Below are 23686 nucleotides of genomic sequence, written 5' to 3' on the forward strand. Positions count from 1 at the left end.
CACTCCCCGGTACGGGAGCGACATGCTGCGCGACCAGCCGACACCAATCCCAACCTGATGCTGGGAGACGGTGTTCCCACAGGTGGGCCGGATGCACCAGATACCGCTACGCCATCGGCGAACATCGCCGGACTCGGCGGATCCGGAACGGCCCCCGGCCGGTCGCACGTACTGCCCCGGGCGGGGTCGAGGACCCCGTCCACCTGCATTCATACCCGGTATCGGGGTGGTTCTCGCGCAGTTTCCGCGGTGGCGGTGTTCGCCTGGCGAGAAGTCGGCCGGCGGTGACGGTGGTTCAGCCGCGGCCGCTGTGGCCGGTAGGCCATCCCGGTGGTGCCTGCGTTACCGCTTCGCCCCTACAGCGTTGCACAGCCTGTGATTGTTCCGCCGCCCGGAACGCCGCCCGGAACGCCGCCCGCAACGTGGTCCGGAACGACGGCCGGACCGGTGCCCGCCGCCCGGGCGCGCGCCGCGGGGCGCGGAGGAGGATCCCTCCGCGCCCCGCGCGTGTGCCAGGAACACCGCCGGCCCGCGCCGGCGCCCCGCACCTGATCCGGCGGCGCCGGGGTCAGGCCGCGTTGGCCTTGTCGTAGGCCTCGCGGACGGTGCTCGGCACCCGGCCGCGGTCGTTGACCTCCAGGCCCTGCTCCTTGGCCCACGCGCGGATCTTGGCGGTGTCCGGAGCGCTGCCGGACGGGCGCGGAGCCGTGCCACGGCCCGGGCGGCGGGCGCCGGCGAGCCGGCCGCTCTGCTTGCGGCCCTTCTCCACGTACGGCGCCAGCAGACCGCGGAGCTTGTCCGCGTTGGCGCTCTTCAGATCGATCTCGTAGGCAACGCCGTCGAGCGCGAACGTCACCGTCTCGTCCGCCGAACCACCGTCGAGATCGTCTTCAAGAATGACCTGCACCCTCTGTGCCACGGGCTTCCCTTTCCGCTAAACGACCCATTGCCTAAGGAAAGGAAAGCGCCTTTCAGCGGAAAACACAAACCCCTGAGGGGGTCGGGAGCCGCTCACAGGTGCAGCAGCATGCGCGAGTTGCCCAGAGTGTTGGGCTTCACCCGCTCCAGGTCGAGGAACTCCGCGACACCTTCATCGTACGAGCGGAGAAGTTCTTCATAGACATCCGTAGCGATCGCCGCCGGGTCTGTCGTACCATCATCGGTTTCCTGGACCTCGCCGATCTCGACGAAACCGTGTTTCGCGAAGAAGGGCACCTCGAACGTCAAGCAGAAAATCCGACGGACGCCCAGCCAGCGCGCGGTCTGCAGCAGCTTCTCCAGCAGCAGGTGTCCGACGCCGTGTCCGCGGCAGGAGGGATCGACGGCGAGCGTACGAACCTCCGCGAGGTCCTCCCACATGACGTGCAGCGCGCCGCAGGCCACCACCGCCCCGTTGTCGTCGCGTTCCGCGACCCAGAACTCCTGGACGGACTCGAACAGTGTGACGGTGGGCTTGTCGAGCAGAATGCCGTCGCGCGAGTAGGCGTCGATGAGCCTGCGCACTGTCCGCACGTCCGTGGTCCGCGCCCGGCGGATGGTGACCTCCATGGCGGGACGTTATCGCGCCAGCCCCGCCCCGGTCTCCCCGGTATCCGTCCCGGGCCCGGCGGAATCCGGCGGGGCCGGATCGGTCGGGAACAGAGCGGCCACCCGCAGCGCGTCCCGCAGCGCCTCCCGTTGCTCGGGCGACATCAGGCCGAAGAAGTGCACCAGGGCGGCCGCCGGATTGTCGCTGGTGGCCCAGGCGTCGTTCATCAGGGCCGCCGTGTACGCCTCGCGGGACGAGACCGGTTCATATCGATAGGCCCGGCCGGCGCGCTCGCGGCGCAGCCAGCCCTTTCTGTGGAGCTTGTCCAGGACGGTCATCACCGTGGTGTACGCGATTTCGCGTTCCGACTGCAGATCCAGCAGAACCTCGCGAACCGTGACCGGTCGGTTCCACCGCCACACCCGGGTCATGATGGCGTTCTCAAGTTCGCCGAGTTGCCGGACCATAGTGCGGCCAGGATAGGGAGTGAATGGGGCAAATCTTGTGAAGTGCTGCCAAACCGGCGCGCCGCCACCCCGGGAATCGGGAATGGCGGCGCGCCGGTGTCCGCGGGCGGCTGACGGCGTCAGTCGGCCAGGTCCTCCTTGGCCTTCTGGGCCCCGCCCTGGCTGCGGATGATGGCCCGCACCAGGAAGCCGAATCCGATCGCCATGACCAGCGGCGGGACGATCGCGCTGACGTAGTCCATCAGGTCACTCCTCCTCGGTCTTCTCCGCCGCGGTGGCGGCGGACGCCTTGGGCTCCGGCTTGACCAGCGGGAAGAGCACGGTCTCCCGGATGTTCTTGCCGGTGAGCAGCATGATCAGGCGGTCCACCCCGAGGCCGAGGCCGCCGGTGGGCGGCATCGCGTACTCCAGGGCCCGCAGGAAGTCCTCGTCGACCTGCATCGCCTCGACGTCGCCGCCGGCCGCAAGCAGGGACTGCGCGGTCAGGCGGGCGCGCTGCTCGACCGGGTCGACCAGCTCGGAGTAGGCCGTGCCGATCTCGGTGCCGAAGATCACCAGGTCCCACTTCTCGGCCACGCCCGCGATCGAGCGGTGCTGGCGGGTGAGCGGGGACACCTCGGTCGGGTAGTCCTTGATGAAGGTCGGCGCGACGGCGTTCTCCTCCAGCAGGCGCTCGACCATCTCCAGCACGATCTGGCCGTGGCCCCACTCCTTCTCGAAGGGGATGCCGTGCTCGGTGGCCAGCTTGCGCAGCTCCTCGACGCCGGTCTCCGGGGTGACCTCGGTGCCCAGGTGGGCGGAGATGCCGGGGTAGACGCTGACCTCGGCCCACGGCTCGGCCAGGTCGATCTCGTGCTCGACGCCGTGCGGGTCCAGGCCGCGGATCACCGTGGTGCCCAGCGCGTCCCGGGCGGCGTTGATGATCGTCGCCCGGATCAGCTCGGCCTGGGTGTCGTAGTCGCCGTAGGCCTCGTACGACTCCAGCGAGGTGAACTCCGGGTTGTGGGTGGAGTCCGCGCCCTCGTTGCGGAAGTTGCGGTTGATCTCGAAGACCTTCTCCGCGCCGCCGACCACCAGCCGCTTGAGGTACAGCTCGGGGGCGATCCGCATGAAGAGGTCGATGTCGTACGCGTTGATGTGCGTCTTGAACGGACGCGCGTTGGCGCCGCCGTGCACCGGCTGGAGCATCGGGGTCTCGACCTCGATGTAGCCGCGCTCCTCGTAGGTGCGGCGGATCGAGCGGACCACCTTGGAGCGCAGGTGCAGGATCTCGCGGGCCTCGGGGTTGACGATCAGGTCGACGTACCGCTGGCGGACCCGGGCCTCCGGGTCGGTCAGGCCCTTGTGCTTGTCCGGCAGCGGGCGCAGGCACTTGGCGGTGAGCGCCCAGCTGTCCACCATCACCGACAGCTCGCCGCGGCGGGAGGTGATCACCTCGCCCTCGACGCCGACCTGGTCGCCGAGGTCGATGTCGGACTTCCAGGCCGCCAGCCGTTCCTCGCCCAGCTTGTCCAGGGAGAGCATCACCTGGAGGTCGCCGCTGCCGTCGCGCAGGGTGGCGAAGCAGAGCTTGCCGCCCGTCCGGGAGAGGATCACGCGGCCGGTGATGCCGGCCCGCTCGCCGGTCGCGGTGTCCGGAGCGAGGTCCGGGTGCTTGGCACGGAGGTCCGCGATGGTGCTGGTCCGGGGGAAGCCGACCGGGTACGGGTCGACGCCGGCCGCCCGGAGCCGGTCCAGCTTCTCGCGCCGGACGCGCATCTGCTCGGGAAGGTCGTCGGTCGCGGGGAGGGGGCTCTGATCGCTCACCCCACAAGGGTAGCCAGCCACACACCGTGCTCCGCCACGGGATATCCGCAGCGCGTGCCGAAAGGGGGAGGGCGCCGTGGGCCCTCCCCCTTTCCGTGTGCTTCCGGTCAGCGCCAGATCACGTAGAACGACGTGCTCGCCCTGGAGACCCGCGTACCGTCGGCGCTCGTGGCCTCGACGTACAGGACCTGGGAGCCCCAGCTGCTCGGGCGGAGGTCGACCGTCGCGGTGCCGTCGGTCGCGGTCACGGTGGAGTTCATGTTGTAGACGTCACCGAGGCCGTAGCGGAACGACGCGGCCTGCAGGCCCGGTTCGATGTCGTCGGTGGTGGCGGTGAACGTGATCCGGGTCGTCTGCCCGGTGTACACGGGCCCGCTGGGATCCGAGATCTTCATCCTGAACCCGGGGTCGTTCCCGTAGCGGAAGTAGCACGGCCTGCTGGCCGCGGAGGTGTGGACCCCGTCCGTGGTGTACGCGTACCAGCTGTACGCGGTGCCCTGCTGGAGGTCCGGCAGCGGGACGCCGATGGTGGACTTGGTCCCGGGACCGGCCGGCTTGCCCGCGTAGGTCCTGGTGCCGGCCGGGCCGGTCACGACGAGCTGCGTCCACACCGGGCCGGTGGCGCCCGGCAGCGCGCCCTGGACGGCGTTGAAGCCGGTCGAGTAGAGGCCCGGGCGGAGCCAGCGGCCCGGGCCGGGGAGGTCGCAGGCGACCGGGTTGTCGTAGTCCATCGACAGCCCGGTCGGGCCGCCCTGCGGTGCGGTGAAGTAGCCGAACACGTCGACCACCACGTCCACCGAGCCGGAGTGGTTGTAGAAGTTGACGTCCCCGGAGCCGTCGACGGGGACGATCACCGTGTTGGCCACGGTCTGCCCCGCCGTGTAGTTCAGGTTCGAGCTGCTCGGCCGCGGGCTCCCGCCCGGGTAGACGTCGAGGTGGCTGGTGGCCGTCGGGCCGGTCGCGGTCACGTTCAGCACGACGGCGCTCACCTTGCCGGCGGGCAGGGCCGGCTCGTCGCCGACGGACCAGCTCAGGATCTCGCCCGGGCCGACCGGGTGGTGACCCGGGTCGCGGGTGTCCAGGACCCGGGCCGGGCCGGCGGAGGTGAAGCCGGAGCCGCTGGGGGCGCCGGTGTAGAAGCCGAACACGTCCACGACCAGGTCGGCCGAGCCGACGTGGTTGTAGAGGTCGACGCTGCCGTCGGCCCCGAGCGGGACGGTGACGAGGTTGGGCACCGTCCGGCCCGCGGTGAAGTTGAGGTTCGAGGTGACCGGCCGGGCGGTGCCGTGCGGGTACACCGTGAGGAAGCTGGAGTCCTCGGTGTCGGTGGCGGTGACGTTGAGCACCACGGCCGTGGCCCCGGCGGCCGGGACGCGGTTGCGCCCGGCGAGCGCGAGGTTGACCGTGGCGTCGGTGCCGACCGGCTGCGCGGTGCCGCCCGGACCGGTCGTGCGGGTGTCCAGCGCCCGCGACGGGGTGACGGGCTGGAAGGTCGAGGCGGTCGCCGCGGGGTCGTCCGTGTAGTAGCCGAACAGGTCGGCGATCAGGCTGGCCGAGCCGACGTGGTTGTAGACGTCGACGTACCCGTTGGACACCGGGACGGTGACCAGGTTGGCGACCGTCTGGCCGGGGGTGAAGTTGAGGTTGGACGTCCCGGGCCGGGGCCGGCCGTCGGGGTGCACGGTGACGAAGCTGTCCTCGGTGGTGTCCGTCGCCGTCACGTTCAGGACCACTGCCGTGGCACCGGGCGCGAGCTGTCCGACGGGGAAGCGGAGGGTGCTGTCGCCGCCGAGCGGCCCCTCGGCCGGGACGCCGATGGCGGCCCGGGTGTCCAGCAGCCTGGTGAGGTCCGTCTGGACGAACCGGCCGGGCTGGACGGCGGCGGGCGGGACGGGGTCGCCGGGGGAGACGGCCGGTGCGGCGGACGCCGGCACGGTGACCGCCGCGAGGGCCAGGGCGGTGGCGGCGACCGCGAGGCGCAGCAGTGTGCGCGGCGGTGCCCAGGCCCGGGGCCGCGGCGGGTAGGGGGTGGACCGGTCCATCCATGCTCCAGGGATCGCGAGTCGGCAGATCAGGGAGCGAACGATGGCGGACCGCGCACGGTCCGGCCCGGCCACGGGCATCGTGACCGGTGAAACGAACGAAAGAGTGTTCCTGCAGAGCCCGCCCCCACCGGAGGCGTACTCCGGCAGCACACAGTCATACCAGTGGGGTGATCATCGGGGCTGCCCTTTGACGATCACTGTTCGGCAACGAAGAGACGAAGAGAGAGGGGCGGCGGGCCGTCGGCCCGCCGCCCCTCTCGGCCCTCCCGGTCAGCCGGTGCCGGTGGCGAGTTCCAGTTCCTCCTCCGGCGCGGCGGGGGGAGCGGGGCGGGCCGGAGGCTTGGGGCGGCGGCCGAAGAGCTCGGCCGGGGTGGGCATCCGGTGCGGGCGGGGCGCGGACGCGGGGGTGGCGGGCTGCTCGGTGCCGGCGTCGGTGCTGCTCATCGGAATCCGTCCTCCAACAGGGGTGGGGAGACTGCTCGGGGGTGCGGCGGGGCTCGGTACGGCGACGAGGTGGCGCTGGCCGGTGGTGAGGGCGAGCCGTTCGCGGACGGCGGCCTCGGCCAGTGCGTGGCAGCGGCCGGCCAGCCGCGAGCGGCGGGCCCGCTCGCTCTGGCCGCAGGGCTGGCGGGTCAGGCCGCGCAGCGCGGTGAGGTCCTCGGGCCCCGGGAGGTAGCCGTCGGTCACCGCCTCCTCCAGGCGTTCCAGGTAGCCGCGGGCGCTGCCGGGCAGCGCGGCCCGGTAGCGGCCGAGGTCGGCGAGCAGGAAGGTGCGCAGCCGGCCGCCCTCCTGGACGGCTTCGTCGATCGCCTCGGTCAGGCGCAGGGCCTCCTGGACGTCCTCGGCCCACATGTCCGCGCCCGCGCCGGCGAACGGCAGCCGGTCGGGGGCCTGGAGATGGAGGGGGACGGCAGGGTGCAGGGCTTGGGCGAGGGCGCGGCGCAGCACGCGGACTTCGTCGGCGCTGAAGGCCATGCCGCCGCGCGATCCGTGTGGCGTAGGCATGGGTTGACACTACGTGAGGAATATCCGATTTGTCGGTAACGTCGCGCCGACGCCCCACGTTCGGCCCGCCGAATGCCCGCGGATGTCCCGTGGACGAAGGGCCCGGGCGGGGGCCGGGGCCGTCCGCCGGCGCCGGACCGGTGCGGCGTCAGCGTCGCAGCGCCTCCGCCGGCTGGATCCGGGCCGCTCGCCAGGCCGGGTAGACGCCGGCCAGCAGGCCGGTGGCGAGGCCGATGACCGGCGCGGCGGCCACCGTCGCGGGGTCGACGACCGGGGTCCAGTCGCGGGCCAGCGCCACGCCGAGCACCGTGAGCACCCCCAGCGAGGTGCCGACCAGGCCGCCGACCAGCCCCAGCGAGGCCGACTCGGCGAGGAACTGGCCGGTGATGTGGCGGCCCCTGGTGCCCAGCGCCCGGCGCAGGCCGATCTCGCCGGTCCGCTCCAGGACGGCGACCAGGGTGGTGTTGGCGATCCCGACGGCGCCGATCACCAGGCAGAGCCCGGCGAGCAGCAGGAAGAGCCGGTCGAGGTCGGAGGTGACGTCGGAGCGCAGTGTGCGCGGGTCCGGGGGCGGCACCGGCTTGAAGTTCTCCGGGTGGGCCGGGTCCAGGGCGAGCGCGGCCTCGTCGGCGATCTGCCGGGCCGCGCCGATCCTGGTGGAGATGACCATCTTCGCCCGGCTCCGGTCGGGCGGGCCCCACAGCCTCTCGGCGGCCCCGCGCGGCACGGTGACGGAGAGCAGCAGGTCGGCCTTGCGGCGGACGTCGCCGACGATCCCGATGACGCTGAACGGCTTGCCGTCCAGGAAGACCGCGGGTTGGGTGTCCAGCGTGGTGATCCCCAGCCGGGCCGCCACCGCGGCGCCGATCACGGCGACCTGCCGGCCGGTGCCGTCGTGCCAGGAGTCGAAGGTCCGGCCCTGGACGAGCTGCGGCTCGGCCGCCGCCAGCACGCCGGCCGAGGCGGCGACCACCGCCACCTGCTCCCCGCCGTTCCGCCGGCCGACCGGCGCGGCCCGGACGGTGCCGGTGGCCTGGTGCACCGGCCAGTAGACGCCGGCCGCCTCGACCCCGTTCAGCCGCTGGATCCGGGCGTCGGCGTCGGAGGGGAAGGAGAGGGCGGTCAGCTCCGGCCGCGGCCCGCCGGTGTCCTCGACGTTCACCTCGGTCGCGGTCAGCACGCTGAACCGGGAGTCGATCCGGGAGGAGGCGGTGGCGGTCAGCCCGAGGACGGCCACGAAGGCGCCGACCCCGAGGACGGTCCCGAGGCCGGTCAGCGCCGAGCGGGCGGGCCGCTGCAGCAGCCCGGCCAGGGCCTCGGAGAGCAGGTCGCGCAGCGGCAGCCGGGACGGTTCGACCACGGGGGTACGGCGGCGCAGCCTCATGCCGCGGCCACCTCCCGCAGCACGCCGTCGCGGATCGCCACCGTCCGCCGGCCGCGGGCGGCCACCTGCGGGTCGTGGGTGATCAGCAGGACGGTCAGGCCCCGCGCGTGCAGCTCGTCCAGCAGGGCGAGGACGGATTCCGCGGTGGCGGTGTCCAGGTTGCCGGTCGGCTCGTCGCAGAGCAGCAGCGAGGGCCGTCCGACCAGCGCCCGGGCGATCGCGACCCGTTGCCGCTCGCCGCCGGAGAGCCGGGTCGGCAGGGCGTCCAGCCGGTGGCCCAGGCCCACCTGGACGAGGGCCGCGCGGGCGCGCTCCCGTCGCTCGGCGGCGGCCCGGCGGCCGCGGGCCGCCGTGTACAGCAGGGCGAGGGCGACGTTCTCGGCCGCCGAGCGGTGCGGCAGCAGGTGGAAGGACTGGAAGACGAAGCCGATCCGGCGCCCGCGCAGCGCGGTGCGGTCGCCGTCCGGGAGTGCGCCGGTGTCGATGCCGTCCAGCAGGTACCGGCCGGTGGTGGGGGTGTCCAGCAGGCCGGCGAGGTTGAGGAAGGTGGACTTGCCGGAGCCGGAAGGCCCGGTCACCGTGACGTACTCGCCCGGGGCGACGGCCAGGTCGCAGGGCCTGAGGGCGGTGACCGGGGGCGGCCCCGGGTAGGTCAGGCCGACCTGGCGGAACTCGACGACGGGGGTGCTCACGGGGCGCCCGCCCCGGAGGCGTCCTTCACGCCGACGATCACCTGGTCGCCGGGCCCGACCGCGCCCTCGGTCAGCGGCCGGACCTCCGCGCTGCCGCCGCCGACCGTGCCCGGGGTCACCTCCACCCGGCGGCGCCGCCCGTTCTCGTAGACCGTCACCACGGTCTTGCCGTCGGCCGTCGCGGAGACCGCCGACAGCGGGACGACCAGCACCGGGCCGGCCGAGGAGGCGGCCTGGACGGTGAGGCGGACGTCCTGGCCGGCCAGCTTCGGGTCGAGCGGGGCGTCCGGCTGGACGACCAGCTGATAGCCGGCCGGCCCGCCTCCCTGACCGCCGCCGGCCTGCTGGCCGGTGCCGCCCTGGGTGCTGCCGGGGGCGGACTGCTGGCCGTCGCCGGGGGCGTCGGCGACGGCCGCCACCTTGGCGGTGGCCTTGACCCCGGTCACCTCGGAGAGGATCTCGACCGGCTGGCCGGGGTGGACCAGGCCCTTGTCGGAGACGGTCAGCGTGCCCTTGACCACCAGGGCCCCGGCCGAGACGGTCAGCACCCTGCCGCTGACCTCGCCGCCGATCCGGCCGGTGACGGCGTCCACCCGGGCGGGGAAGCCGGAGAGGAAGAGCAGTTCGGCGGCCGGGACCATCGGGCCGTCGGCGGCTGTGACGTCGGCGGCCTTCTTCCGGAGCCTGGCGAGGTCCTCGCCGGAGCGGGTCACCTGCTTCTGGGCGGTGGCGACGGCGGTGCGGGCGGCGTCCACCGGGCTCTCGCCGGCGGAGCCCGCGCCCGCGGCGGCCGATCCCGTGCCCGTGGAGCTCGCGCCCGCGCCGGCGGAGCCCGTCACCCCGCCGCCGGGGGGCGGGGTGGCCGGCGCGCCTGCCATGGCCGTCGCGGGGCCCGGGGCCCGGGCGGACTGCTGGGCGGCCACCGCGTCGTCGTACCGCTTCCGGGCGGCTTTCAGAGCGTCCTTGGCGTCGGACAGCGCCCGCTCGCCGCCGGTCACCGCGTCCTGGGCGGCCGACACCTGGGCGTCCCCGTCCGGGGAGGCCGGCAGCGGGTCGTAGCCGTGCGCCGCGTAGAACGCCTTCACCGCGGTCTTGGTCGCCGCCCCGTAGGTGCCCCCGGGGTCGCCGTCCGAGCCGAAACCGAGCTCCTCCAGGGCCTGTTGGAGCTGTCGGACGTCCTGTCCGGTGGCCCCGGGCTTGAGGTCCCGGTAGACCGGGAGGTCGCCCTTGAGCGCGAACACCGGCCGCCCGGCCACCTCCAGCACCGACTGCCCGGCCCGGGCCTGGTCGCCGGCCTTCATCGGCAGCTTGGTCACCACCGGCCTGACCCCGCCCGCCCCGCCGCCGGCCGGCGCCACGTCCACCGACTGGCCCGCGCTGACCTGCCCGCGGACCACCACCGAGTCGGTCAGCACCCGCTTCTCCACCGGGGCGGTCAGCACGTCTGCCGGCGGGGGGTCGCTCTCCGCCGCCGCCTGCGCGGGCGACTTGATCACCAGTGAGGCGGCCAGCCCGCCGCCGGAGAGGGCGACCGCGGCCGCCACCACGGCCAACAGCAGCCGTCCGCGCCGCCGCAGCCCGTGCCGCCCGGACTCGTCCTCCAGCGCCTCCGGCCCCCCGGCCGGCCTGCCCCCGGCCGTCCCCTCGAACTCCGTCATGCCCCACCCTCGATCCGGCCCCCCGGGCCACGTTTCACGACTGGGTCAACCAGGCTTGTATACAACACCATTGACGGAAAATCAGATGGCCTGTTGCCCGGGGAGAGGGCCCGGGCCGCGGTCCCCTCCGACCCCCCGGCCGAACCCCCGTCGTTCCCGCGGACCCGCGCCCGGCGGACCTCTGTAACATCCCCGGGCCGCCGCCGGTCATTCAGGTGTAGGGGAAAACGAGGCAGGGGAGCCCGGCAGATGGCACGAGAAGGTCAGCTTCGGACGGCAGGAGTCCAGGGCCGGGACGAGGACTTCCGGGCCTTCGCGGCGGCCCGCACCCCGCACCTGTACCGCACCGCCTGCCTCCTCACCGGCGGGGACACCCACCTGGCGGAGGACCTGGTCCAGGAGACCCTCGGGCGGATCTACGCCCAGTGGCACCGCACCTCCTGGTTCGTCCCGCGCGCCCGGATCGACAACCCGGCGGGGTACGCGCACACGGTGCTGGTGCGCGCCTTCCTCTCGCACCGCAGCCGGCGCAGCAGCGGCGAGCAGCCCGTCGACGCCGTCCCGGACGGCGCCGCCCGGGAGAGTGACCCGGCACTGCGGCTGACCCTGGTCGACGCCCTCGGCCGGCTTCCGCCGCGTGACCGGGCGGTGCTCGTCCTGCGCTACTGGGAGGACCGCAGCGTCGAGGAGACCTCCGAGATCCTTCGCAGCAGTTCGGGCGCGGTCCGCACCCGGACGGTACGGGCGCTCGACCGGATCCGCGCCGTACTCGGCGACAGCCTCGGCGAGCTCGCCGGGCGTTGAGCCGGCTCGCCTTCACGCACACCCGACCGACCGACCTGAAACGGTGGTTCAGCATGCCCGCAAACCGGGATCTTCCCGACGCCCAGTACGAGCAGGACTTCGCCGCGGCGATCACAAGCGCGGGGGAGACATTCCAGACCGAGACCACCTCGCTGGTCGACACCGGCTGGGCGTACGGCCGCCGGCTGCGCCGCCGCCGGCGGGCGTCGGTCCTGGCCGGTGCCGCCGCGCTGGCGCTGATCGGGGTCGGCGGTGTCGCCGTCGGCTCCCTGACCGGCGGTGAGGGCGCCGTCCCGGCCTCCGGGGCCTCGGCCGCACCGGTCTCCGGCCAGGAGTTCCTCGGCATGCTGACCGGCCTGCTGCCGGCCGGAAAGGTCGTCGAGGTCGGTGAGGCCAGGGGGACCGAGGGCGGCAGCCCGCAGCTGCGGCTGACCTACGACGACGGGCAGGGCGTGGTGCAGTACCTGTTCTGGATCACCCGCGCCGTGAAGGTCGCGGACGGCGGCTGCGAGCACACCGTCGCACCCGACGTCTGCGCCGAGACCACCGCGGCGGACGGGTCACGCGTCGTGGTCTACCAGGCAGGGACGCGGTCCGGCGAGCCGGCCGGATCGAAGACCTGGTCCGCCTCGTTGTACTCGAAGAACGGCTACCAGCTGATGCTCCAGGAGTGGAACCGCAAGCCGCTGGAGAAGGACTCCCCCGTCACCAGGGCCGATCCGCCGCTGACCACCGACCGGATGGCCGAGGTGGTGGCCGACCGGCGCTGGGAGCGGGTGGCCGCCGCGATCCCGGGGGAGAAGCAGCCCTACGTGACGACCACCATCCAGGGGCCGGACGGCGGCCCGGGCATCGTCGTGACCCACGAGAGCGGCCGGCCGCTGCCCTCCGACATGGTGTCCGCACTGGTCGAGGACGCGAAGCGGAAGGGCCCGGCCACCCCGGTCCCGGGGGCCGGCGCGACGGTGCCCCAGCCGCCGCTCCCGAAGCCGGACGGCGCCACCCCGCCCGCCGGTTCGGTGACGCTCCCGGCCACCCCGCCGGCCGGTCTGGTGACGGCCCAGGCCACCCCGCAGAGCGGTCCGGTGACGGCCCAGGCCTCGCCGCCGGCCGCTCCCTGAGGCGGCGTCCGCCGGGGCTCAGCTCGGGCGGTTGCGCTCGTAGACCAGGCGCAGGCCGATCAGGGTCAGCCAGGGCTCGTGCACGTCGATGGTGCCGGCCTCGCCGAGGACCAGCGGGGCCAGCCCGCCGGTGGCGATGACCTGGACGTCGTCCGGGTCCTTGGCGAGCTCCCGGGCCATCCGGTCGACCAGGCCGTCGACCTGGCCGGCGAAGCCGTAGAGGATGCCGGACTGCATGCCCTCGACGGTGTTCTTGCCGATCACGTTGCGGGGCCGGGCCAGCTCGATCTTGCGCAGCTGGGCGCCGCGCGCGCCGAGCGCCTCCACGGAGATCTCGATGCCGGGGGCGATCGCCCCGCCGACGTAGTCGCCGCGGGCGTTGATCGCGTCGAAGGTGGTGGCGGTGCCGAAGTCGACCACGATGCACGGGCCGCCGTACAGGTGGTTGGCGGCCAGCGCGTTGACGATCCGGTCGGCGCCGACCTCCTTGGGGTGGTCCATCAGGACGTGCACGCCCGTCTTCACCCCGGGCTCCACGATCACCGCGGGGACGTCACCGTAGTAACGGCGCGTCACCTCGCGGAACTCGTGGAGCACCGAGGGGACGGACGAGCAGATCGCCAGGCCCTCCACCGCGGCCTCGTTGACCGCGGTGTGCGAGCCCATCAGCCCCTGCAGGAGGACCGCCAGCTCGTCGGCCGTGCGGCGCGGATCGGTGGAGATCCGCCAGTGCTCGGCCACTTCCTCGCCGTCGAACAGGCCGAGTGTGGTCTGGGTGTTGCCGACGTCGATGGTGAGCAGCATGGGTGCCTTCTGCGTGAGGGGCGATCAGGTGATCAGGCGCGCAGGTCGAGGCCGATGTCCAGGATCGGCGAGGAGTGCGTGAGCGCGCCCACGGCCAGGTAGTCCACACCAGTCTGGGCGACCTCGTGCGCGGAGGCCAGGGTCAGGCCGCCGGAAGCCTCCAGCCGGGCGCGGCCGGCCACCAGCTCGACGGCCTCCTTGAGCTGCGGGACGGTGAAGTTGTCCAGCAGGATGAGGTCGGCCCCGGCGTCCAGCACCGGCGGGATCTGCTCCAGGGTGTCCACCTCGACCTCGACCGGCAGGTCGGGGTAGGCGGCCCGGACCGCCCGGAACGCCTCGGCGACGCCGCCGGCCGCGATCACGTGGTTGTCCTTGACCAGGGCGGCGTCGGAGAGCGCCATCCGGTGGTTGGCGCCGCCGCCGCAGCGGACCGCGTACTTCTGCAGCGCCCGCAGGCCCGGGGTGGTCTTGCGGGTGTCGCGGACCACAGCGCCGGTGCCCTCCAGGGCGTCCGCCCAGGCGCGGGTGGCGGTGGCGATGCCGGAGAGGTGGCAGAGCAGGTTGAGCGCGCTGCGCTCGGCGGTCAGCAGGTCGCGGGTGCGGCTGCGGACGGAGAGCAGCACCTGGCCGGCCTCGACCCGGTCGCCGTCCTGGACGTGCCGCTCGACCTCGAACTCCTCCTCGCAGACCAGCGAGACGACGGCCTCGGCGATCCGCAGGCCGGCCACCACGCCGGCCTCGCGGGCGGTGAAGTCGGCGGTGGCGACGGCCTCGGCCGGCACGGTGGCGACGGAGGTGACGTCCTCGCCGCCGGCCAGGTCCTCGGCCAGCGCCAGGGTGGCGATGTCCTCGACCTCGATCGGGTCCAGCCCGGCCTCCTCCAGCAGCTCGGCGAGCTGCGGGTCCAGGCCGGTCTCGTAGCCCTCGCCGTCCCCGCACGCGCAGCCGTCGCCGCAGCCGCCGGCCATCGGGAGTTCCTCGTGGGAGTGGGTCATGGTTCTACTGCTCCTCAGGGGTGCTGACAAGGTCGCCGGAGGCGGTGAGGGTGGTGATCAGGTGGCGCTGCCAGTGGGCGTCGTCCCGTTCGGGGAAGTCCTCGCGCCAGTGGCAGCCGCGGGTCTCGGCCCGCTGCGCGGCGGCCGTGACCAGGGCGGTGGCGACCAGCAGCAGGTTGGCGGCCTCCCAGGTCTCCACCCGGGGGTCGGCCGGCTTCTCCTCGGCGCCGTCCGCGGACCCGCCCCCGGCCCGGCGGCTGTGAGCTGACCCCGGCCCGGCGAGCAGGGCGAGCCCGGCGGCGGTGCCGGCCATCGACGCGGCCGAGCGCAGCACGCCGGCGCCGCGCGACATCAGCCGCTGGATCTCGGCGCGCGCCTCGGGCGCGGGCAGCGGCACCGCGTGCGCGGCGCGGGCGGCCGCGACGTCCACCGACCGCTCGGGCAGGTCGCCCGCGCGGTGCCGGCCGGTCAGGTCGGCGGCGATCCGCTCGGCGAAGACCAGGCCCTCCAGCAGCGAGTTGGACGCCAGCCGGTTGGCGCCGTGCACCCCGGTGCAGGCCACCTCGCCGCAGGCGTACAGGCCCGGGACGGTGGTGCGGCCGTGCAGGTCGGTGCGGATGCCGCCGGAGGCGTAGTGCGCGGCCGGGGCGACCGGGACCGGCTCGGTGACCGGGTCGATGCCGTGCGCGCGGCAGGAGGCGAGGATGGTCGGGAACCGCTGCTCCCACATCTCGGCGCCGAAGTGCCGCCCGTCCAGGTACATGTGGTCGGTGCCCCGCAGCTGCATCTGACGGGTGATCGCCTTGGCGACGATGTCGCGCGGGGCCAGCTCCGCCAGCTCGTGCTGACCGAGCATGAACCGGGTGCCGGCCGCGTCGACCAGGTGCGCGCCCTCGCCGCGGACCGCCTCGGAGACCAGCGGCTGCTGGCCCTCGGCCTCCGGGCCGAGCCAGAGCACGGTCGGGTGGAACTGGACGAACTCCAGGTCGGTGACCTCGGCGCCGGCCCGCAGCGCGAGCGCGACGCCGTCGCCGGTGGAGACCGCCGGGTTGGTGGTCGCCGAGAAGACCTGGCCCATGCCGCCGGTGGCGAGCACCACCGCGCGGGCCCGGATGGCGCCGACGCCGTCGCGCTGGCCCTCGCCCATCACGTGCAGGGTCAGGCCGGCCGCGTGGCCGTCGGCGTCGGTCAGCAGGTCGAGGACGAGGGCGTGCTCGATCAGCTCCAGGCCCGGGTCGCTGCGCACGGCGGCCACCAGCGCGCGCGATATCTCGGCGCCGGTGGCGTCCCCGCCCGCGTGCGCGATCCGGCGCCGGTGGTGGCCGCCCTCGCGGGTGAGCAGGATCTCGCCGTCCTCGCCGCGGTCGAAGGCGGCGCCGGTGGCGATCAGGTGGCGGACGGCCTCCGGGCCCTCGGTGACGAGGGTCCGCACGGCCTCCTCCTCACAGAGTCCGGCGCCCGCCACCAGGGTGTCGGCCAGGTGCTGCTCGGGGGTGTCGCCCTCGCCCAGGGCGGCGGCGATGCCGCCCTGGGCCCAGCGGGTGGAGCCGTCGTCGAGCATCGCCTTGGTGACCACCACGGCCCGCAGGCCGGCCTTGCGGACGTTGAGGGCGACGGTGAGGCCGGCCACGCCGGAGCCCACCACGACGACGTCGGTGGTGGTCGTCCAGCCGGGGGCGGGGGCGGCGAGGCGGTGCGTGACGGACATGGCGTTCAGTGGCTCCTTCAGCGCGCGGCGGTCGGGGCCGCGTCGTTGCCGTCACCGTACGCCTGGTCGCCGCGGAGCAGCCCGGTGCCCTCCCCGGCCTCGGCGGGGTCGCCGCCCATGCCGGTGATCCGGTTGTCGGCGTCCACGAAGACGACCTTCGGCTCGTAGCCCTTGGCCTCGGCGGTGTCCATCTGCCCGTAGGCGATGAGTATGACGAGGTCGCCCGGGTGGACGAGGCGGGCGGCGGCGCCGTTGATGCCGATCACGCCGGAGCCGCGCGGGCCGGCGATGGTGTACGTCTCCAGCCGGGCGCCGTTGTTGATGTCGACGATGTGGACCAGCTCGCCGGGGAGCAGGTCGGCGGCGTCGAGCAGGTCCTCGTCCACCGTGACGGAACCGACGTAGTGCAGGTCGGCCTGGGTCACGGTGGCCCGGTGGATCTTGGACTTGAGCATGGTGCGGAGCATTGCGGGTCACGCCTCCTGTGAGTGCATGCCTGGGGGTTGCCTACCGGATTCGCCCGGGTTGCCGGGTGGTTCTGTGCTTCGTGCCCATCCGCCTAGCGGCAGATGACGTGGACGTTGTCGATCAGGCGGGTCGAGCCCACCTTCGCGGCGACGGCCAGCACCGCCTCGCCCTGGAAGTCGTCCGCCGCCTCGGTGAAGGCGTGCGGGTCGATCAGGGCGAGGTAGTCGAGGGTGACGCCCTCGGCGGCGTCCAGGACGGCCGCGGCGGCCTCGCGGACGGCCTTCGGGCCCTGCGCGGCCACGTCGCGGCCGGCGAACAGCGCCTTGGAGAGGGCCGCCGCGTGCACGCGGTCCTCGTCCGAGAGGTAGCGGTTGCGGGAGGAGAGCGCCAGCCCGTCCTCCTCGCGGATCGTCGGAACACCCACGATCTCGACGTCGAAGTCCAGGTCGGCCACCATCCGCTGGATGATCGCCAGCTGCTGGGCGTCCTTCTCGCCGAAGAAGGCGAAGTCCGGGTCGGTGATGTGCAGCAGCTTGGCGACCACGGTCAGCACGCCGTCGAAGTGGCCGGGGCGGGTGGCGCCCTCGTAGCGCGCGCCCATCGGGCCGGCCGCCAGGCGCACCTGGGGCTCGCCGTTCGGGTAGACCTCGTCGACGGACGGCGCGAAGACCACGTCGGCACCGGACTCCTCGGCGAGCCTGACGTCGTCGTCCAGGGTGCGCGGGTAGCGCTCCAGGTCCTCGCCCGCACCGAACTGCAGCGGGTTGACGAAGACGGTGACGGCGACCCGGCCCTCCCGGCCGACCTGCTTGCGGGCGGCCCGGATCAGCGCGGCGTGGCCCTCGTGCAGTGCGCCCATGGTCATCACGACCGCGTTGTCCACCGGCTGCTCGTCCGGCCAGAAGGCCGCCTCGAAGTCGGCGACGGTGCGCGTCACGACGGCCCGGTGGACCTTGGGTGCCCGCTGGGCCTTGCCCGGCTGCTTGCCGCGTGCCATTGGTCAGCTCTCCTCGTTCAGTACGTCCAGCAGTGCCGCCGCCGACGCTTCGTCGATCGTCCCGTGCGCGAGCGCCCGCTGGGCGGTGGCGCGGGCCATCGCCCGGTAGGCGGCCGGGATGTCCGGGGACACCGTACTGAGCTGCGCCAGGTGGCGCCGCACGGTGCCGCTGTCGCCCCGGGCGACCGGGCCGGTCAGGGCCGCGTCGCCGGAGCGCAGGCTGTTGTCCAGGGCGGCGCCGAGCAGCGGGCCGAGCAGCCGGCCGGGTTCGGCGACCCCGGCGGTGCGCAGCAGCTCCAGGGCCTGCGCGACCAGCGTGACCAGGTGGTTGGCGCCGTGCGCGAGGGCCGTGTGGTAGAGCGGGCGGACGCCTTCCGGCACCCACTCGGGCTCGCCGCCCATCTCCACCACCAGCGCCTCGGCGACCGGGCGCAGCTCCTCGGGGGCGGTCACCCCGAACGGGCAGCCGGCGAGGCGGGCGAGGTCGACGGAGGTGCCGGTGAAGGTCATCGCGGGGTGCAGCGCCAGCGGCAGCGCCCCGGCCCGGGTGGCGGGCTCCAGGACGGCGACGCCGTGCGCGCCGGAGGTGTGCACGAGCAGCTGGCCCGGGCGGACCGAACCGGTCGCGGCGAGGCCGGCGACCAGGTCGGCCAGGGCGTCGTCGGGGACGGTGAGCAGCACCAGGTCGGCGGCGGCGAGGACCTGCGGCGGGGTGACGATCCGTACGCCCGGCAGCAGCGCGTCGGCGCGTCGGCGGGAGGCGGCGGAGACCCCGGAGGCGGCGACCACCCGGTGCCCGGCGAGCTGGAGGGCGGCGCCGAGCGCGGGGCCGACCCGGCCGGTGCCGACCACGCCGACGGCGAGCCGGGCGGGGCGGTTGCCGGGGTCGGCCGGGTCGCCGAAACCGTCGGCGAGCGGGGTGAAGTCGGCACTGTCGGCACTGCTCACGGCTCGGCCCTGGTCCTCACTCTCCGTTCCGGTCCTCCTCGGGTACCGGACGCACCGGCCCATTCTACGGGCGCGGCCCGGCGCGCCTTCAATCCGTGGCGCCGGCCCGGATCAGACCCGCCTCGTAGGCCAGGACGACGGCCTGGACCCGGTCGCGCAGGCCGAGCTTGGCCAGGATCCGGCCGACGTGGGTCTTCACGGTGGCCTCGGAGAGCACCAGCCGGGCGGCGATCTCGCCGTTCGACAGGCCCTGGGCGACCAGCAGGAAGACCTCGCGCTCGCGCTCGGTGAGCGGGCCGAGGGTGTCCGGGCCGGGCGCGCTGGCCGGGGTGGGCAGCACCTCGGCGAAGCGGTCGATCATGCGGCGGGTGGTGGTGGGCGCGACCACCGCGTCGCCGCCGTGCACGGCGCGGATCGCGGCCACCAGCTCGGTCGGCGGCACGTCCTTGAGCAGGAAGCCGCTGGCCCCGGCCTTGAGCGCGGCGAAGGCGTACTCGTCGAGGTCGAAGGTGGTGAGGATGAGGACGTGCGGGGCGTCCGGCAGGGGGCTGCCGTCCTCGGCGAGGCAGATCCGGCGGGTGGTCTGCACACCGTCCAGGCGGGGCATCCGGACGTCCATCAGGATCACGTCCACCTCCGTGTGCTTCAGCTTCTCCAGGGCCTGCGCGCCGTCGCCGGCCTCGGCGGCGATCTCGATGTCGCCCTGTGACTGCAGGATCATCCGGAAGCCGGTGCGCAGCAGCTCCTGGTCGTCGACGAGCATCACGCGGATGGTCAAGGTGGCTCCTAGTTCGGGGGCGGCGCGGTGGGGGCGTTCGGGGGGGGGGCGGCCCGGTCAGTGGGCTGCCTTGAGCGGCAGGACGGCGCGGATCCGGAAGCCGCCGCCGGGGCGCGGCCCGACGTCGAGGCTGCCGGCGACCATGCCGACCCGCTCGCGCATGCCGATCAGGCCGTGGCCCTGGCCGTCGATGCCGCCGGTGGCCAGCTGCTCGTCGGTGGAGCCGCGGCCGTCGTCCTCGACCAGGACGGCCAGCTCGCGCTCGCCGAAGTCGACCGCGACCCGGGCGTGCACGTCGGGGCCGCCGTGCTTGCGGACGTTGGTCAGCGCCTCCTGGACGATGCGGTAGACCGTCAGCTCGACGCCGCGGGGCAGCTCGCGGAGGTTGCCCGAGGTGGCGAACTCCACCTGGAGGCCGGCCGTGCGGACCTGGTCCAGCAGCTCGGGCAGCTCCTCGATGCCCGGCTGCGGCACGTACTCCTCGGCGGTGTCGGCCGTCCGCAGCACGCCCAGCAGGCGGCGCATCTCGACCAGCGCCTGGCGCCCGGTGGAGGCGATCGTGCCGAGGGCCTCCTTGGCCTGCTGCGGCGAGTTGTCCAGGACGTACGCGGCGCCGTCGGCCTGGACGATCATGACGGAGACGTTGTGCGCGACCACGTCGTGCAGCTCACGGGCGATCCGCGCCCGTTCGGCGGCGACGGCCACCTTGGCCTGGGCGTCCCGCTCGCGTTCCAGCCGGGCGGCGCGGTCCTCCAGCTCGACCAGGTAGGCCCGGCGCACCCGGGTCAGCCGGCCCCACGCCCAGCAGAGGATGAAGGGGCTGGTCATCAGCGCCATGATGAGGAGCGTCTCGCCGACGCCGTAGGGGTGGAGGGTGGTCGTCCTGGTTTCCGGGTGGTACGTGCTCTTGAGCAGCCCCTGCTGCCAGAAGACCAGCGGCCCGGCGGCCAGGCCGGCGGCGAGGGCCAGTCTGGAGATCCAGGCGGAGCCGAAGGCGGCGCCGGTGTACGCGAAGACGAGGTAGGCGATGCTGGAGGCGCCCGGGTCGACGTTCAGCGCGACCTGGGTGAGCCCGATGACGACGGCGGCGGCCACCGTGAGGTCGGGCCGGCGCCGCCGGAAGACCATCAGCAGCGGCAGGATGATCGCCACGGCGAGTTGCACGCCCCCGCGCCACTCCTCCTCGCCGGCGTCGCTGGGCAGCACCCCGAAGAACAGCACGATCGCCGCCCAGGCGGAGTCGACCACCATGGGGTGACGGCGGAGCCAGGCGTTGAGTCGTTGCACGTCTCAAGCGTAGGCAGTCGCACAGTGTGCCCAGGTCCGCCGGGAGGGCGATCCGTCCTACTCCCTAGGTCGGAGAAGCCCCCGCTCCGTTTGGGAGGGTGCGCCCGGATCCCGGTAGCGTCCCGCTGCATGACTTGGATGCGGTGGCAGCCCGCCATGGAACGGGCCCTGTACGACCCGGACGGCGGCTTCTACCGCAGGCCGGAGGGCCCGGCCGGGCACTTCCGCACCTCCGTGCACGCCTCACCGCTGTTCGCCCGTGCGGTGGCCCGGCTGCTGCTGGAGGTTGACGCGGCCCTCGGCCGTCCGGAGGAGCTGGCCTTCGTGGACGTCGGGGCGGGCCGTGGCGAGCTGCTGGCCGGCGTGCTGGCCGAGCTGCCGGACGCGGTGCGGGCCCGGCTGCGGCCGTACGGCGTGGAGATCGCCGACCGGCCGGACGCATGTCCGTCCACAGCCCTGTGGACGGACGAGGTGCCGAGCGGGGTCACCGGGCTGCTGTTCGCCAACGAGTGGCTGGACAACGTGCCGCTGGACGCCGGCGAGGTGGACGGGGACGGGGTGCTGCGCTACGTCGAGGTGGACACCGTGACGGGCGTCGAGCGCCCGGGCGGGCCGGTGGACGCGGCGGACGCCGCCTGGGCCGCCCGCTGGTGGCCGGTCCGCCACCCGGGGGCGTACGTGGAGTTCGGCGGGCCCCGGGACGCGGCCTGGGCGCGGGCCGTCGCCGGGCTTGAGCGCGGCCTCGCCGTCGCCGTCGACTACGGGCACACCGCCGCCCGCCGCCCGCCGCTGGCCACCCTGACCGGCTTCCGGGCCGGACGCGAGGTGCCGCCGGTGCCGGACGGCTCCCGCGACGTCACCGCGCACGTGGCGCTGGACGCGGTGGCCGTGCCCGGTCTCCACAGCCTGTGGACGACGCAGCGCGACGCCCTGCGGGCGCTCGGCGTCAGCGGCGCCCGCCCGGCGCTCGCCCTGGCCTCCACCGACCCCCTCGCCTACCTGCGGGCGCTCGGCGCCGCGGGCGAGGGCGCCGAGCTGACCGACCCCGCGGGCCTGGGCGCGTTCGGCTGGCTCGCGCAGACCGTCCGCATGCCGGTACCGGAGAGCCTGGGGATGCTGCCGGGATGGCAGACTCTGGGGTCATGAGGGAGACCACGGTCGGCATCGGGGCGGGAGCCGAGAACTTCACGGGCGAGGCGGGCACCACCGACATGGTGCTCAACATCGGCCCGCAGCACCCCGCGACCCACGGCGTGCTGCGCCTGAAGCTGGTGCTGGACGGCGAGCGGATCGTGACCGCCGAGCCGGTGATCGGCTACATGCACCGCGGCGCGGAGAAGCTCTTCGAGGCCCGCGACTACCGGCAGATCATCATGCTGGCCAACCGGCACGACTGGCTCTCCGCCTTCGCCAACGAACTGGGCGTGGTGCTGGGCGTCGAGCGGATGCTCGGCATGGAGGTGCCCGAGCGCGCGGTCTGGATCCGCACCCTGCTCGCCGAGCTGAACCGGGTGCTCAACCACCTGATGTTCCTCGGCTCCTACCCGCTGGAGCTGGGCGGGATCACCCCGATCTTCCACGCTTTCTCCGGCCGCGAGGACCTCCAGCACGTCCTGGAGGAGGCCTCCGGCGGCCGGATGCACTACATGTTCAACCGGGTCGGCGGCCTCAAGGAGGACCTCCCGGCCGGCTGGCTCGGCCGGGTCCGTGCGGCGGTCGCCACCGTCCGGTCGCAACTGCCGGTCTTCGAGGACCTCGTCCTCGGCAACGAGATCTTCCGCGCCCGCACCGCCGGCGTCGGCGTGCTCAGCAGGGCGCACGCCGAGGCGTACGGCGTCAGCGGGCCGATCGCCCGCGCCAGCGGGCTCGACTTCGACCTGCGCCGCGACGAGCCCTACCTCGCGTACGGCTCGGACGAGCTGCGCTCGGTGCTGACCGTGGTCACCCGCGAGGAGGGCGACTGCCTGGCCCGCTTCGAGTGCCTGCTGGAGCAGACCGTCAACGCGCTGGACCTCGCCGACGCCTGCCTCGACAAGCTGGCCACGCTGGCGCCCGGCCCGGTCAACCTGCGGCTGCCCAAGGTGCTCAAGGCCCCCGAGGGCAGCACCTACGCCTGGACCGAGAACCCGCTCGGCGTCAACGGCTACTACCTGGTGTCGCGCGGCGACAAGACGCCCTGGCGGCTCAAGCTCCGCTCGGCGTCCTTCAACAACATCCAGGCGCTGACCGAGCTGCTGCCCGGCACCCTGGTCGCCGACATGGTGGCGATCCTGGGCTCGATGTTCTTCGTCGTCGGGGACATCGACAAGTAGGCCGCCGAGCAGCCCGCGCCTACGGCTGCTTCTTCTTCGGCTTCGCCGGGTCGGCCGGGTGCGGGGCCACCCTGCGGTCGCCCTTGGTGGCGATCCGCTGCTCGCAGAGGCCGGCCAGCACGTCGTACGCGGCCTTGCCCATCAGCTCGGTGAGCTCGGGGCGGTAGCTGACGTACACCGGGTCCGCGCCGGTGTGCGCGTCCGGGCTGCCGGTGCACCACCAGTGCAGGTCGTGGCCGCCCGGGCCCCAGCCGCGGCGGTCGTACTCGCCGATGGTGACCTGGAGGTAGCGGGTGTCGTCCGGGCGGTCGATCCAGTCGTAGGTGCGGCGCACCGGGAGCTGCCAGCAGACGTCCGGCTTGGTCTCCAGCGGCTCCTTGCCCTCCTTGAGGGCGAGGGCGTGCAGGGCGCAGCCGGCGCCGCCCGCGAAGCCCGGGCTGTTGACGAAGATGCAGGCGCCGTTGACCCGGCGGGTCTGCCGGTCGCCGTCCTCGTCGAGCATGGTGATGCCGCCGTCCGGCTTGATCCGGCCCTTGGCGTCGGTGCCGTGCGCGAAGTTCTCCCAGAGCTCGGGCGTCAGCCGGGCCGCGTGGCCGGCCACGCGCTGCTCGTCGTCCTCGTCCGAGTAGTGCGCGCCGAGCGTGCAGCAGCCGTCCGACTCGCCCCGGCCCTCGCGGATGCCCTGGCAGCCCTGGCCGAAGATGCACGACCAGCGGGAGGTCAGCCAGGTGAGGTCGCAGCGGAAGACCTGCTCCTCGTCGTCGGGGTCGCCGAACTCGACCCAGGCGCGCGGGAAGTCGAGCGGGACCTCGGCACGCAGGGTGGGCATCGCGAGGTCGACCGCGGTGGTGCCGGTCTTGGACTTCTTCTTGGACGTGT

General features: G+C 73.9%; 23 protein-coding genes. 4 read left to right on the top strand and 19 right to left on the bottom strand.

What is annotated here, in order from left to right; all coding sequences use genetic code 11:
* Positions 1-568: 568 nt before the first annotated feature.
* The 10 genes from ACZ5WK_RS18190 to ACZ5WK_RS18235 all read right to left on the bottom strand — a co-directional run bounded on the left by ACZ5WK_RS18190 (position 569) and on the right by ACZ5WK_RS18235 (position 10585).
* Positions 569-919: a histone-like nucleoid-structuring protein Lsr2 gene (locus ACZ5WK_RS18190; protein ID WP_396321894.1), complete on the bottom strand. Its 351-nt coding sequence runs from the start codon at positions 917-919 to the stop codon at positions 569-571.
* A gap of 92 nt (positions 920-1011) precedes the next feature.
* On the bottom strand, positions 1012-1548 hold the full coding sequence (locus ACZ5WK_RS18195; RefSeq protein WP_396321893.1) for an amino-acid N-acetyltransferase: 537 nt from the start codon (positions 1546-1548) through the stop codon (positions 1012-1014).
* 9 nt (positions 1549-1557) lie between these two features.
* A complete protein-coding gene (locus ACZ5WK_RS18200) occupies positions 1558-1995 on the bottom strand; it encodes a BlaI/MecI/CopY family transcriptional regulator (protein ID WP_465548414.1) in 438 nt (145 codons plus the stop codon).
* A gap of 119 nt (positions 1996-2114) precedes the next feature.
* A complete protein-coding gene (locus tag ACZ5WK_RS18205; protein WP_030304873.1) occupies positions 2115-2237 on the bottom strand; it encodes a hypothetical protein in 123 nt (40 codons plus the stop codon).
* Positions 2238-2241: 4 nt separating this feature from the next.
* Positions 2242-3846 (bottom strand): bifunctional lysylphosphatidylglycerol synthetase/lysine--tRNA ligase LysX, encoded by a 1605-nt coding sequence (lysX, locus tag ACZ5WK_RS18210; RefSeq protein WP_465548459.1) that lies wholly within the window; start codon positions 3844-3846, stop codon positions 2242-2244.
* A gap of 62 nt (positions 3847-3908) precedes the next feature.
* Positions 3909-5843, bottom strand: coding sequence for a hypothetical protein (locus tag ACZ5WK_RS18215; protein WP_465548415.1), 1935 nt, complete (start codon positions 5841-5843; stop codon positions 3909-3911).
* A 273-nt stretch (positions 5844-6116) separates the two neighbouring features.
* A complete protein-coding gene (locus ACZ5WK_RS18220) occupies positions 6117-6851 on the bottom strand; it encodes a hypothetical protein (protein WP_465548416.1) in 735 nt (244 codons plus the stop codon).
* A 148-nt stretch (positions 6852-6999) separates the two neighbouring features.
* Positions 7000-8235 (bottom strand): ABC transporter permease, encoded by a 1236-nt coding sequence (locus ACZ5WK_RS18225; protein WP_465548417.1) that lies wholly within the window; start codon positions 8233-8235, stop codon positions 7000-7002.
* Positions 8232-8927, bottom strand: a complete 696-nt coding sequence (locus ACZ5WK_RS18230) for an ABC transporter ATP-binding protein (protein WP_465548418.1) — start codon at positions 8925-8927, stop codon at positions 8232-8234. Before ACZ5WK_RS18230 ends, ACZ5WK_RS18225 begins: the two co-directional genes overlap by 4 nt.
* The gene (locus ACZ5WK_RS18235) at positions 8924-10585 is read right to left on the bottom strand and encodes a peptidoglycan-binding protein (RefSeq protein WP_465548419.1); all 1662 of its coding nucleotides are present in this window, start codon (positions 10583-10585) and stop codon (positions 8924-8926) included. The genes ACZ5WK_RS18230 and ACZ5WK_RS18235 overlap by 4 nt, the downstream gene beginning before the upstream one ends.
* Positions 10586-10834: 249 nt before the next feature.
* Here ACZ5WK_RS18235 and ACZ5WK_RS18240 point away from each other — a divergent pair, with 249 nt between their 5' ends.
* Both ACZ5WK_RS18240 and ACZ5WK_RS18245 read left to right on the top strand, forming a co-directional pair.
* Positions 10835-11389, top strand: a complete 555-nt coding sequence (locus ACZ5WK_RS18240) for a SigE family RNA polymerase sigma factor (protein ID WP_465548420.1) — start codon at positions 10835-10837, stop codon at positions 11387-11389.
* A gap of 53 nt (positions 11390-11442) precedes the next feature.
* Positions 11443-12510 (top strand): hypothetical protein, encoded by a 1068-nt coding sequence (locus ACZ5WK_RS18245; protein WP_465548421.1) that lies wholly within the window; start codon positions 11443-11445, stop codon positions 12508-12510.
* An 18-nt stretch (positions 12511-12528) separates the two neighbouring features.
* On the opposite strand, the gene ACZ5WK_RS18250 is transcribed toward ACZ5WK_RS18245, so the two are convergent.
* The 8 genes from ACZ5WK_RS18250 to ACZ5WK_RS18285 form a co-directional block, all read right to left on the bottom strand.
* Positions 12529-13314, bottom strand: a complete 786-nt coding sequence (locus tag ACZ5WK_RS18250) for a type III pantothenate kinase (RefSeq protein ID WP_465548422.1) — start codon at positions 13312-13314, stop codon at positions 12529-12531.
* Positions 13315-13346: 32 nt separating this feature from the next.
* Positions 13347-14309: a carboxylating nicotinate-nucleotide diphosphorylase gene (nadC, locus tag ACZ5WK_RS18255; protein WP_396321883.1), complete on the bottom strand. Its 963-nt coding sequence runs from the start codon at positions 14307-14309 to the stop codon at positions 13347-13349.
* Between the two features lie 4 nt (positions 14310-14313).
* Positions 14314-16017, bottom strand: a complete 1704-nt coding sequence (locus tag ACZ5WK_RS18260) for an L-aspartate oxidase (RefSeq protein WP_465548423.1) — start codon at positions 16015-16017, stop codon at positions 14314-14316.
* A gap of 17 nt (positions 16018-16034) precedes the next feature.
* Positions 16035-16484 carry an aspartate 1-decarboxylase gene (gene panD / locus ACZ5WK_RS18265; protein ID WP_396321881.1) on the bottom strand — a complete coding sequence of 150 codons (450 nt, stop codon included), beginning with the start codon at positions 16482-16484 and terminating at the stop codon, positions 16035-16037.
* A 92-nt stretch (positions 16485-16576) separates the two neighbouring features.
* Positions 16577-17482 (bottom strand): pantoate--beta-alanine ligase, encoded by a 906-nt coding sequence (gene panC, locus ACZ5WK_RS18270; protein WP_465548424.1) that lies wholly within the window; start codon positions 17480-17482, stop codon positions 16577-16579.
* 3 nt (positions 17483-17485) lie between these two features.
* On the bottom strand, positions 17486-18430 hold the full coding sequence (locus ACZ5WK_RS18275) for a Rossmann-like and DUF2520 domain-containing protein (RefSeq protein WP_465548425.1): 945 nt from the start codon (positions 18428-18430) through the stop codon (positions 17486-17488).
* Between the two features lie 88 nt (positions 18431-18518).
* Positions 18519-19208 carry a response regulator gene (locus tag ACZ5WK_RS18280; RefSeq protein ID WP_396321878.1) on the bottom strand — a complete coding sequence of 230 codons (690 nt, stop codon included), beginning with the start codon at positions 19206-19208 and terminating at the stop codon, positions 18519-18521.
* 57 nt (positions 19209-19265) lie between these two features.
* Positions 19266-20459, bottom strand: a complete 1194-nt coding sequence (locus ACZ5WK_RS18285; protein ID WP_465548460.1) for a sensor histidine kinase — start codon at positions 20457-20459, stop codon at positions 19266-19268.
* Between the two features lie 165 nt (positions 20460-20624).
* On the opposite strand from ACZ5WK_RS18285, the gene ACZ5WK_RS18290 reads away from it, so the two are divergent.
* On the top strand, positions 20625-21641 hold the full coding sequence (locus tag ACZ5WK_RS18290) for an SAM-dependent methyltransferase (RefSeq protein WP_465548426.1): 1017 nt from the start codon (positions 20625-20627) through the stop codon (positions 21639-21641).
* Positions 21638-22807: an NADH-quinone oxidoreductase subunit D gene (locus ACZ5WK_RS18295; RefSeq protein ID WP_396321876.1), complete on the top strand. Its 1170-nt coding sequence runs from the start codon at positions 21638-21640 to the stop codon at positions 22805-22807. The genes ACZ5WK_RS18290 and ACZ5WK_RS18295 overlap by 4 nt, the downstream gene beginning before the upstream one ends.
* Positions 22808-22826: 19 nt before the next feature.
* Here ACZ5WK_RS18295 and ACZ5WK_RS18300 read toward each other — a convergent pair whose 3' ends face one another.
* Entirely contained in the window at positions 22827-23636 is an 810-nt protein-coding gene (locus ACZ5WK_RS18300; RefSeq protein WP_465548461.1) for a DUF3109 family protein, read from the bottom strand.
* Positions 23637-23686 lie beyond the last annotated feature (50 nt).

The sequence above is a fragment of the Kitasatospora sp. NPDC032757 genome (genome assembly GCF_055579305.1).

Excerpts from the sequence above, each read along its gene's own strand:
- ACZ5WK_RS18260 (WP_465548423.1), bottom strand. The coding sequence starts at position 16,017 with ATGTCCGTCACGCACCGCCTCGCCGCCCCCGCCCCCGGCTGGACGACC.
- ACZ5WK_RS18195 (WP_396321893.1), bottom strand. The coding sequence starts at position 1,548 with ATGGAGGTCACCATCCGCCGGGCGCGGACCACGGACGTGCGGACAGTG.
- ACZ5WK_RS18220 (WP_465548416.1), bottom strand. The coding sequence starts at position 6,851 with ATGCCTACGCCACACGGATCGCGCGGCGGCATGGCCTTCAGCGCCGAC.
- ACZ5WK_RS18200 (WP_465548414.1), bottom strand. The coding sequence starts at position 1,995 with ATGGTCCGGCAACTCGGCGAACTTGAGAACGCCATCATGACCCGGGTG.
- panD (WP_396321881.1), bottom strand. The coding sequence starts at position 16,484 with ATGCTCCGCACCATGCTCAAGTCCAAGATCCACCGGGCCACCGTGACC.
- ACZ5WK_RS18300 (WP_465548461.1), bottom strand. The coding sequence starts at position 23,636 with ATGCCCACCCTGCGTGCCGAGGTCCCGCTCGACTTCCCGCGCGCCTGG.
- nadC (WP_396321883.1), bottom strand. The coding sequence starts at position 14,309 with ATGACCCACTCCCACGAGGAACTCCCGATGGCCGGCGGCTGCGGCGAC.
- ACZ5WK_RS18290 (WP_465548426.1), top strand. The coding sequence starts at position 20,625 with ATGACTTGGATGCGGTGGCAGCCCGCCATGGAACGGGCCCTGTACGAC.
- ACZ5WK_RS18225 (WP_465548417.1), bottom strand. The coding sequence starts at position 8,235 with ATGAGGCTGCGCCGCCGTACCCCCGTGGTCGAACCGTCCCGGCTGCCG.
- panC (WP_465548424.1), bottom strand. The coding sequence starts at position 17,482 with ATGGCACGCGGCAAGCAGCCGGGCAAGGCCCAGCGGGCACCCAAGGTC.
- ACZ5WK_RS18215 (WP_465548415.1), bottom strand. The coding sequence starts at position 5,843 with ATGGACCGGTCCACCCCCTACCCGCCGCGGCCCCGGGCCTGGGCACCG.
- ACZ5WK_RS18250 (WP_465548422.1), bottom strand. The coding sequence starts at position 13,314 with ATGCTGCTCACCATCGACGTCGGCAACACCCAGACCACACTCGGCCTG.
- ACZ5WK_RS18205 (WP_030304873.1), bottom strand. The coding sequence starts at position 2,237 with ATGGACTACGTCAGCGCGATCGTCCCGCCGCTGGTCATGGCGATCGGA.
- ACZ5WK_RS18245 (WP_465548421.1), top strand. The coding sequence starts at position 11,443 with ATGCCCGCAAACCGGGATCTTCCCGACGCCCAGTACGAGCAGGACTTC.
- ACZ5WK_RS18285 (WP_465548460.1), bottom strand. The coding sequence starts at position 20,459 with ATGGTGGTCGACTCCGCCTGGGCGGCGATCGTGCTGTTCTTCGGGGTG.
- ACZ5WK_RS18295 (WP_396321876.1), top strand. The coding sequence starts at position 21,638 with ATGAGGGAGACCACGGTCGGCATCGGGGCGGGAGCCGAGAACTTCACG.
- ACZ5WK_RS18240 (WP_465548420.1), top strand. The coding sequence starts at position 10,835 with ATGGCACGAGAAGGTCAGCTTCGGACGGCAGGAGTCCAGGGCCGGGAC.
- ACZ5WK_RS18235 (WP_465548419.1), bottom strand. The coding sequence starts at position 10,585 with ATGACGGAGTTCGAGGGGACGGCCGGGGGCAGGCCGGCCGGGGGGCCG.